Origin of the sequence: Mesorhizobium sp. M0060 (assembly GCF_040323155.1) — a bacterium.
Lineage (GTDB): Bacteria > Pseudomonadota > Alphaproteobacteria > Rhizobiales > Rhizobiaceae > Mesorhizobium.
The window spans coordinates 1-9,787 of the sequence record NZ_JAMYUP010000110.1 but is presented as its reverse complement, the minus strand read 5'-3'; the positions used below and the strand labels follow the sequence as shown (position 1 = coordinate 9,787).

Sequence of the window (9,787 nt, the reverse complement as noted above, 5' to 3'; positions counted from 1 at the left end):
CGCACCCCGAGGCACAAATCCCCATAGGCAATCGCCTGCGGCCCGCGGGTTCCTGCATCAGAGACTTTCGTACGCCTGACGGCACCCGAAACCCTTCAGCAATCTCGGCCATTCAAGTTAGCTCGGCCATTGCCTTAAACCGGACATTATAGGCGCCGGCATTCGAAACCCTTCACAATAGCCGTCATTCCGGAAGCTTCTTAGAAGCGGCCACTTAAGATTAGGCGTCGCCTATTGCAGTCCGATGCGTCCCGTAGCCGACGAAAACGCGGATAAGAAGCTAAACCGCGCTGGAGATCACGTCGAAGCGGTCTAACCTCCGCCTGGACAGGCTCCTGATAAACAGTCCACGCACCGCCGGTATCCCGGCAGCGCCTGGGAAAATTTTAGCCACTGCTCGGTCAGGAAGACGCAGGTGTTCCGTCAGCACGCCCTTTATGATCGATCGTACGTCCGTCGTAGCAGCCAAGTCTGTTCCGCCATGAAGCAGGTCTCGAGCAAGACCGGGCCACCGATTGCCTACTCGCCCGCCGGCAACGGCGCCACCCATTAACAATGTGACACTCGCGGCCCCGTGATCAGTGCCGCCGTCGGTGTTGGGCACTACGGAACGGCCGAACTCCGTGACCACCAGCACCGCCGTCCTGTTCCAGGCAGGCCCGGACGCTTGGGCAAATGCAATGAGACCCCGCGCCAGCCCATTCAAACTCCGCGCCAGCCTTCCGAAGTCCGCTCCCTGCGCCACATGCGTGTCGAAGCCGGCCACCTCGAGCATCGCGATCCGCGGTCCGCCGGTAGCTGACAGGGCAAGAGCCGCGCTCCTGGCCGCGTCGCCGAAGCGAACCGCGTCGCATGCGGCATGTTGTTCCAGCAGGCTTTCGCTGCCCTTTCCGCCGGACGGCCAAGTGCCCTCGGCGCAGAGGCGGACGAGGTCGAGCCGAGGATTGGCCAGCGCAAGATCGGCCAGCATGTCCATCGATCGATCGGCCGGTCTGGCCTGCCACACCGCCTTCTGCCGGCGCGACAGTACAGACGAAGCCCGGTCGAGCCATCCGGCGCTGCCGCCGTCGATATCGCCGTCGAACAGCGCCGCCTGGGCGGCCGCGTGGGACCGGCCCGCATCCGGAATGGCGGTCGCGGGCACGATGAGCAACTCGCCGCACGAGTAGTAGGGCAGGAGTGGCCCGAGCGCCGGATGAAGTGCGAAGAACCCGTCGAGCTTGAGCATCTCGGCGACGCCGGAGTTCGGGAAAGGCACGAGGGGCCCGCGCGCCGAGGCAAAATGCGGATCGCCGTAGGGCGGCACGGCAGCTAATGCATCGAGTCCGCCGCGCACGTGGACGAGCAGAAGGCGAGGATCTTCGTCCACAAGCGAGGCACCGGCCAGACGCACGCTACCGAACGCGGACGCCAAGGCCAAACCTTGCAGCGCTGCTCTTCGGGTCAGTTGCATTTAGGCTCGTCCGAACTTGGGTTCACCGGCGTACCCGCGGTCATATACCCTACCAGATCCGTATTCGGGATAAGACTTCCCGTTATCAGAGCCTTGTTCGTCGGCTGCGCGTTGCGAACCAAAAGGCCGGCAAGTGCCGGGGCTGCGAAAGATGTGCCCGAACAGATGTTCCTCCGGAGCTTGCCGCTCTTTCGGCTCTTCCACAGTGACAGGACATTGACGCCCGGTTCGGAATAGGACGCGCCGAACGCCCCCCCGCGCCATAGCGTGTCGCACCAGGCGTTGCTGATGCCTTGGCATTTCCCAGGAGTTGCCACCTGAATATATTCGCTGTTGGAAGCCGACGCGCTGTATATCGCTCCCACCTTGTTTCCTGTCGTCACAGGCGAAAAATAAGTCGCTGCATTGGCCGGGAAATAAGACTGTACCCAAGGGCCCTCTTCGTCTTCCCGGGGATTGCCCGCCGCTACGACAACGCGCACCTGGCGGTCGGCGATCTGATAAAGAAGGGCGTCGAGAAATTTAAGATCTTGCAGCGTGCTTCCGCGTCTGGTGCTCTCCAGATATAATGCACCCCAACTCACGTTCAGAATATCCCCAGCGACCGCGTTGTCCCGAACATGGCGAAGGGCGAGAAGAGGCGGGCCGATAATTTCGGTCTTCAGCTTACTGAAGGCCTTTACGATCTTGAGCGGGGCGTCGGGGCTTACACCAACCAGACCTACATACTGGTTGCCCTGCTGGACACGCTTTCCGCCGATAACTGCTGCCACCATCGTCCCGTGCCCTACCGTGTCGTCGAGGCTCGACACGGTCTGGCATGGGCTGCTCGTGCAATCGATGGCTTCCTGAACCTTGAGGAGCCCCGCGGTGACAACGCTCCAATCCACTCCGCTGTCGATGATCCACACGGTGGGCGATCCTGAAGCCACCGCCTGTGGTGACCCGACGACCCTGCAGACGCTGGGAGGGACAATGTCCGCAGTCGGCGAGGTGCCCAGGAGTTCCGGCCTCTCGCAGGTGGCCCCATCGAACAGGTTCACCACGAAAGGATCCGGCTCCTCATATCCCCTGGAGCGCAGCTCTTTGATCTCGCTCTCGGAAAAGGTCCCCGTCACGATGCTGATACCGATATCCGGCATATCCACCGCTTCCAGCTTGCCCTTGCCTGCGATGAACTTGTTCAGCGCGCCGATATCCCTGCGTAACTCCTCCGCCCTGGCGATGTCGACGATGAAAGTCTTTTCGATGTTACCGCTGTCGGTGAAGCCCTCCTGGCTTGACGCTTCCGGTCTCACTGTTCCGACAGCGGCGAGGAGACAGCCGATCAACAGCACACGAAGTTGAGCAAGTATCATTCGTGCATCCTCCGGCTGTCGTTACTGATACCGCGAGGATCAGAATGCTCCCAATACGGTTTTCTGTCCACGAAAACATTGAGTCGATGCGAGCATGCCGCCTGCGCACTGCTTGCGACAGATGCAAAATGCGTTTAGGCTATTTGCATTGACCTCGGAGGGGAGCCTCGGCGATGCCCAGGGCAGAATTGAAGCCAGGTCGGCAAGTCCAAGAGATCGGCGCAGCGATCGTAGGGGCCTGGCTCAAGCTTTTGCCGGCCTCGTCACGTATCCTGTCCATGGATTCAACAAATCCTCTAACAATTACCATTGATCGGCAGATTTTCGCCGTCGGTGATACTATAAGACTTCGCCCGGAAGCAGGCCGTGTTATCGGCGACATCAGGGTCCAGGCCACCGCCGCCGGAACAGCGCCACATTCGCAGACACTGACGATAGAAGATCTGAATGGGCAGCCCATAATCTACGGGGATGACCCTCTCGACGGGGGCGACGCGATCCCGGATGCTGCCGCCTATGCGGACCTGAAGCGTGATCTCAAGATGGTGCTGGAAGACATCGTGGAAGCGGGAGTGTCTGTCGAAGTTCACGTGGACGAACCGAACTTGATCAATGTGGTGGTGCCCCAGGTGCCGAGGGGGGTCCTGACCCGCGGCGATCTGATCGATTATCTCCACAACTATCACAAATATGCCCAGGGCCGGCACTACCATGACGAGCTCGCCACGGCCGTGCTCTTCGGCTGCAGATAGTCGCCAGTTCCTACTCGGGCAATCCCGCTTCCCGCATGCCGTTGAGCAGCGTGTTACGGTCTCCGTCCAGCTTGTAAGGTTCCTTGGTGGCGAACCGCAGCCCGGAGAACTCCGGTGCGCCACGCAGAACCAGATACGTGTAGCTCTTCGCCTCTTCGTTTCGGCCAAGCAGGGCGTTCGCTGCAGCCAGATAGACCTTAACCCAGGTCGGCATGGTGGACGAGCGGCCCAGATCGACGACTGCCTTATCCGGACGGTGGGCAATGAAATGGGCAAGACCGCGGAACGGCCAATACCATGAAGGCTCGTACAGCGGATCGAGCACTCGCGCCCGTTCGAACCAGTCCAAGGCACTTTGGGGCTCGCCGGCAAATGTTTGATAAGTCCCTTGGTAGGAGACCTGCTCGGGATCGTGCGGATTGAGTTCGAGCGCGCGTGTGTATAGCTGCGATGCGACGTCGAAATCACGACGGTGGAGGAGCACCCAGCCCAGTATGTTCAGGCAGACTGGATCGTTGGGGGAAAGCGCCACCGCTTTTTTGGCGATGTCATAAGCCTCGGCAAGCACCGCATCCGACGGCCCCATGTCGCGAAACCATTCAAGCTGTTTATAGTGGGCGAGCTTGGCGTGCGCGCGCCCGTAGGATGGATCGAGCTCGATCGCCCGCTGATACCACTGTCGAGCCTCCATTTCGGCCGCGATGTCGCCCAGGGGCAGGGCATTGCCCCGAAGCACGCACTCATAGGCCGCAAGATTGGCAGGTGGTTTACGCCGCGCCTTCTCGGCGCCTGCGGCCGTAAGACGGCCGATAACAGTCCCGACGATCTTTCCGATCAGTTCGTCCTGGACATCGAAGATGTCCTGCTCGTCCCCGTCGTAGCGCTCGGCCCACAAGCACTCACCCGAGGTTGCGTCGACCAGCTCGCATGTAATGCGCATTCGCTGGCCCATGCGGCGGATGCCGCCTTCGATGACGAAATCCACGCCGTTATCCGCGACCAGGTCCACATCCTTGAGCCGCGTCGACGTGTAATAGGACGCAACCGTAAGCTGAGTAAAGCGCGTCAGTTCCGTGACGATGTCTTCGGTGAAGCCGCCGCTGAAATAGGGTTGGACGTCGCCCGCGCTCTTGAACGGGCGAACGAGGATGAAGGGCTTGCTCGGACCAGCCAACTGTGCAGTCGATGCAGGTGGCAGCCCTTTGGGCTTGTGGAACAACGAGTATACGGGAATCGGGCGCGGAATGTTCTTGAGATGCTGTTCGCCGCAATATTCAAACGGAAGATGAATTTTGTCGCGAACTTCGTCGTGCACCTTTCCGGAAAGGCAGATGCCGCCCGGGCTGGCGAACTGTTCCAGGCGCGCGGCTATGTTGACGGTATCTCCAAACACATCGCCATCGGTATCGACAATGATATCACCGAAGTTGATCCCAATTCGGAGAAAAATTTCCTGGCTGGCCTTCCCCGAAGACTGACCGACAAGCAGTTCCTGGACTTCCACTGCTGACCGCACGGCTCCGAAAGCGCTTGGGAACTCGGCGAGCATCCCGTCTCCGGTCGTTCTCACAACCCGTCCCCGGTGCTGCGTGATCCTAGGCTCTATGTCGTCCTGCATGAGATGCTTGACGAGCGCAAAGGTGCGCTCCTCGTCCCGGGCCATCAGCGACGAGTAACCGACCACGTCAGCAGCCAAGATAGCCGTCAGACGTCGCTGAAGATTGCTGTCGCCCGCGTTCATTCTTCCCCTCGGCGGGTTGTATTATGTTCGACGTTGGCTTGACGATATCAAAGTGTCTCGCAGGAGTTTGCATCATACTCCAGTGCGTGTCAGCGTGCGAATGAGCAATTGGTGCCGATAGTGTAGAGGATTGAACATGTGAGGGCCGTGCTTGGGTGAAGGGTCCATAATGCCGGAGCGGCAGGCGTCCGAGGCAGGGGCCGGCGGGTCAAGCCTGGTTTACGGCCCCATCGTGATCACCGATCCCACGCTCGGATGCCCGATCACGGTCGCGGTCGGTCCCGTACGAGGGGCCAGACCTTCTCGTTTTGCGTCAGGGTGGGGCAACACCACCCAGGAGGCGGCAACCGCCTGCGGGTATGAGGCCGATGAAACCTATTTCGCCCAGATGATCCCTCATGAGCGACTCTCACGCGCCCGCGCCGGCGAATTGCGCGGGCGCGTGATCGAGCCGCCTGCACTCACACTTTTCAGTGATGCGCAGTATTGCGAGCGGCTGCATTGGAACAAAAACGTCGATGATAGCCGCGCGGTCCCGATCCGCTGGCGCAGGTCGCAGCCGCTGGACTGGATCCGGAGCGATCCGCGCTTCAGCACGAGCGAGGCCTGGGTGCCTGCGGGATTGTGCTTTCTCGGGTATCCCAACGATGAGTCATCAGGTCTGCCCCCGGCGGACTCCAATGGTCTTGCGAGGGGAACGAGTATAGAGGACGCGGTCGTGCGCGGCTTCTGCGAAGTCGTGGAGCGCGATGCAACAGCCATATGGTGGTACAATCGGCTGGTTCTGCCTCGGATAGACCTGACTTCGCTGTCGGATGGACTGGCGTCCCAATACGCCGATTGGCTGCAGACGCAGTACCGCGAATTGCGGCTTCTCCTCCTGACGCTTGACCTGCCCATCCCCATTGTCGCTGCAATTTCTCATCACGTCGGGGGTGGCGCGATTGCGTTCGGATTCGCGGCCGGACGATCCATGTCGGAGGCGGCCCGGCGCGCGGTGGGGGAACTTGCAGAATGTGAGGCGAACCTTACCCTGCTCAAACGGAACGCCGATATGTCCGGCACGGCGGCCTTCACCCCCGGCGCGCTGCACCTCTATCGGTGGCACATGGACGAGAACATTCACCGCCGTCCTCACCTGTCAGGCAATTCAGCAGTTCAGGCCTCGTCAGCCGAGTTGCGACTGGATTGGAACTATTGCCTCGACATCTGCCGCGAGCAGGAACTTGAGATCTTTGCGGTCAACCTGACGCACAACGCCGAATCGCCTGTTGCACGGGTGTTTGTACCTGGACTTCGTCCTACCAAGCCCCGGTTGGGCGGCGGCAGGCTCTATGATGTTCCTGTGCGCCTAGGTTTGAAGCCATCAGTTCCCCAGGCCATCCACGAGGTTCCCTTTCCATTGTGATAAGAGCTCATCTAACCCGGAGCCGCCACCGAGACTTGGTTCACAAGATTGCCTAATCGCTCCGGAGACCAGGCAGGCAGGTATGCCGTCCCGCCGGAAGCCTAGGCCAGTCAGCAATGGGTCATGAACGCTGTTCTAGGCCAATGTCTATCGGGAAAAGAAGTCGGCTCAGGAACGTCCGCAACGGGTCCAGTTCACGTCGACGTGCGCAGGGCGCCTCAAGGTCCGCTTCTGACATTCCGAGCCTCGAAGCCGCAAGTCCGCTTCTCGGCCCAAACGCGACGTCCGAGTAGTGGTTCGGCGATAACGCTCCTGGCCCAATCAAGACGTTCCGTGCATCGCAGAAGCGTCCGTAAGTGGCGCTGGTTGCTCGTTTCCTGTCGATAATCGACGGCACGAAACCACTCACGCCCGCTTTTCACACACGGTATCAAGCGCCAGCGTTTTCGACCGTCAGCCCTTTCGACGGCGCATCAGCGCCTCGAGTTCGGCGTCGCCGCCTTCCGGCAGCATCAGCCGCACATGTGCGTAGAGGTCGCCGTGCCCGCCGGCTTTTTCCGGCAGGCCCCTGCCCTTCAGCCGCAGAACCTTGTCCGAACTCGACCAAGGGGGAACATTGACCGCAATCCTGCCGGTCGGAGTTTCGACCGCCACCTTGGCGCCATGCACCGCATCGGCCAGTTCCACCGGCAGGTCGACATGCAGGTCGCGGCCCTCGACGCGGTAGCGGGGGTGCCGGCGAAAGCGGATCTTGACCAGCGCATCGCCCGGCTGCCCCGGCCCTTGCTCACCCTGGCCTTTCAGGCGGATGGTCTGGCCGTCCTCGATATAGGCCGGCAACTTGACCGCCATCTTGCGGCCGTCAGGGAACATCGCCGTCACCTTCTCGGCGGTGGCGGCTTCCTCGATGGTGACGTCCAGCGTCACGTTGAGATCTGCGGCCGTCGGGGCCTGACGGCGGCCGCCCGTGCCGGCGCCGCGCTGCTGGGTGAAGGCATCGCCGAAGATCTGGCTGAAGATGTCGCTGTTGCCGTCGAACGGATCACCGCCGGGACGGCCCGTGCGGAATTCGAAATGAGCGCCGGCCGGCCCTTGCTGCTGGCGGAAACCGGCGAAAGGATCGGCACCGCCGGCCGCGCCTTCGAAACCCTGGAAACGCGGTTTGCCGTCGGCGTCGATCTCGCCGCGATCGAAAGCCGCCCGGTTCTTCTCGTCGCCGACGATCTCGTACGCCTGGTTGGCGGCGGCAAAACGGTCCTTCGCCTTGGGATCATCCGGATTCTGGTCTGGATGATGCTTCTTGGCGAGCTTCCGGTACGCCGATTTTATGTCCTTGGCCGATGCGTTCTTGGCAACGCCCAGCACCTCATAGGGGTCGCGCATGCTTCCTGCCCTGGAGACGGAGTGAGTCCATAGTCGCCTCCTATATGCGCTCGCATAGGAAGGAATTCCAGTGGCTTACCACCATGTTGCCGGCGGAAAATCAGAGCGCCTTGAAGTCCTGCAAGCGCCAGATGCTGCCGCCGGCCAGGCATATTTCGCCCTTGAACAGCGCGACGCCGTCGAAGCTTTCGCGTGACGCGGTGAAGCGGCGGCATGTCTCGCCGTTAGCCCTGAATTCCGCGAGCTCGGTAATGGAGCCGCGTGAGCCGGTGTCGGCATTCGCCCAGGGAACGGCCTGCCCGGCCAGTTGCTCGACGTCGGCGGAGGACACGGCGTTGCGGATCGTGGCCTGGTCGGAGGCGCGGTCCTGATCGAGCGGCGTGACTGAGGCCGGCGTGCTCGAGGTCAGCACCGAGCGGTCGACCTCCGCCTGCTCCAGGCTGAAGCCGCCGCCACAGGCGGCAAGCGGCAGGACGACTATCACGATCATTGCTTTGGCGCTGGCCGAAGCGATAACGCTCCATTGCCCACTGTCAAAAGCTTGCGCGATACGCGACAATCGGCAATCTCCCCAGCCGGCGACAAATTGGGAAAACTATGAGCGAAACTGGGTTAATAAGCGGTGACTTTACCGAGGCCGCGGAGCCGTTCCGGCTTTTTGCGGCGTGGCTCGACGACGCGACGAAGAGCGAGATCAACGACCCCAACAGCGTGGCGCTGGCGACGGTCGACGCCGAGGGCATGCCGAATGTGCGTATGGTGCTGCTCAAGGGGTTCGATGAGGGCGGCTTTGTCTTCTACACGAATTTCGAGAGCGCCAAGGGCCGCGAGATTCTGGGCAGCATGAAAGCGGCGATGTGCTTCCACTGGAAATCGCTGCGCCGGCAGGTGCGGGCGCGCGGCCCGGTGGAGATCGTCACCGACGCCGAAGCGGACGCCTATTACGCGACGCGTCCGCGCGGCAGCCGCATCGGCGCCTGGGCCTCCAAACAGTCACGGCCGCTGGAGAGCCGCTTCGCGCTGGAAAAGGCGGTCGCCGAATATACGGCGCGTCATGCGATCGGCGGCATCCCGCGGCCAAAACACTGGTCGGGCTTCCGCATCGTGCCGCAGACCATCGAGTTCTGGCACGACCGTCCGTTCCGGCTGCACGACCGTGTGGTGTTTTCGCGCAACGCCGAGGGCGGTTGGGACAAGGTGAGGCTTTATCCGTAGAGGACGATGGATGCTCCCCGGGGGTAACTTGACGAACCACCCTGGCTCACCAACAATCACAGCTGAGCCACACTAAAGCATGACCATGATCGCTTTTACCGTGCGGGTTCCGGAAGAAACCGCAGACAGGCTCGCCCTGCTTGCCGAAAAGCTCCACCGCTCGCGCTCCGACGTGGCTGTGCGAGCCATCGAAGACTTTGTGGCCCGTGAGGAATGGCAACTCGCCGAGATAGAGGCCGGGTTGGCGGAAGCCCAGCGCGGCGACTTTGCCAGTGACCGCGATGTAGCGGCTGTTTTCGGAAAATACGCCAAGCCCACCAGCCAGGCATGAGCCACAATAGAATCCCAAAGCAGCGGTGACAGAGATCTCCCACCTAGTCCCTATGATTGCTGGGCCTGAGGGCGGCCCGTCATCCGATATGCAACGGTACGAGGGTTAAGCCGGCTGGCCGGCGCAGAGCCTCATGCATAGGAGAC

9 protein-coding genes are annotated in these 9,787 nt (G+C 61.5%); 4 read left to right on the top strand and 5 right to left on the bottom strand.

What is annotated here, in order from left to right; all coding sequences use genetic code 11:
* Positions 1 to 280: 280 nt before the first annotated feature.
* Positions 281 to 1,414, bottom strand: coding sequence for a DUF1501 domain-containing protein (locus NKJ94_RS36385; RefSeq protein WP_352532476.1), 1,134 nt, complete (start codon positions 1,412 to 1,414; stop codon positions 281 to 283).
* A gap of 29 nt (positions 1,415 to 1,443) precedes the next feature.
* Entirely contained in the window at positions 1,444 to 2,811 is a 1,368-nt protein-coding gene (locus tag NKJ94_RS36380) for a S8 family serine peptidase (protein WP_352532474.1), read from the bottom strand.
* 173 nt (positions 2,812 to 2,984) lie between these two features.
* Here NKJ94_RS36380 and NKJ94_RS36375 point away from each other — a divergent pair, with 173 nt between their 5' ends.
* A complete protein-coding gene (locus NKJ94_RS36375; protein WP_352532472.1) occupies positions 2,985 to 3,563 on the top strand; it encodes a hypothetical protein in 579 nt (192 codons plus the stop codon).
* Between the two features lie 10 nt (positions 3,564 to 3,573).
* Here the strand turns inward: NKJ94_RS36375 and NKJ94_RS36370 are convergent, their stop codons facing one another.
* Entirely contained in the window at positions 3,574 to 5,304 is a 1,731-nt protein-coding gene (locus tag NKJ94_RS36370) for an adenylate/guanylate cyclase domain-containing protein (RefSeq protein WP_352532471.1), read from the bottom strand.
* A 169-nt stretch (positions 5,305 to 5,473) separates the two neighbouring features.
* Between NKJ94_RS36370 and NKJ94_RS36365 the strand changes: the two genes are divergently transcribed.
* Positions 5,474 to 6,712, top strand: a complete 1,239-nt coding sequence (locus NKJ94_RS36365) for a YcaO-like family protein (RefSeq protein WP_352532469.1) — start codon at positions 5,474 to 5,476, stop codon at positions 6,710 to 6,712.
* Between the two features lie 453 nt (positions 6,713 to 7,165).
* Here NKJ94_RS36365 and NKJ94_RS36360 read toward each other — a convergent pair whose 3' ends face one another.
* A complete protein-coding gene (locus NKJ94_RS36360; protein ID WP_352532467.1) occupies positions 7,166 to 8,095 on the bottom strand; it encodes a DnaJ C-terminal domain-containing protein in 930 nt (309 codons plus the stop codon).
* A 100-nt stretch (positions 8,096 to 8,195) separates the two neighbouring features.
* On the bottom strand, positions 8,196 to 8,654 hold the full coding sequence (locus NKJ94_RS36355; RefSeq protein WP_352532465.1) for an RT0821/Lpp0805 family surface protein: 459 nt from the start codon (positions 8,652 to 8,654) through the stop codon (positions 8,196 to 8,198).
* Between the two features lie 38 nt (positions 8,655 to 8,692).
* Here NKJ94_RS36355 and pdxH point away from each other — a divergent pair, with 38 nt between their 5' ends.
* Together pdxH and NKJ94_RS36345 are read left to right on the top strand one after the other, a co-directional pair.
* Positions 8,693 to 9,310 carry a pyridoxamine 5'-phosphate oxidase gene (gene pdxH / locus NKJ94_RS36350; RefSeq protein ID WP_352532463.1) on the top strand — a complete coding sequence of 206 codons (618 nt, stop codon included), beginning with the start codon at positions 8,693 to 8,695 and terminating at the stop codon, positions 9,308 to 9,310.
* 85 nt (positions 9,311 to 9,395) lie between these two features.
* Positions 9,396 to 9,641, top strand: coding sequence for a CopG family ribbon-helix-helix protein (locus tag NKJ94_RS36345; RefSeq protein WP_352532478.1), 246 nt, complete (start codon positions 9,396 to 9,398; stop codon positions 9,639 to 9,641).
* The last annotated feature ends 146 nt before the right edge of the window (positions 9,642 to 9,787 follow it).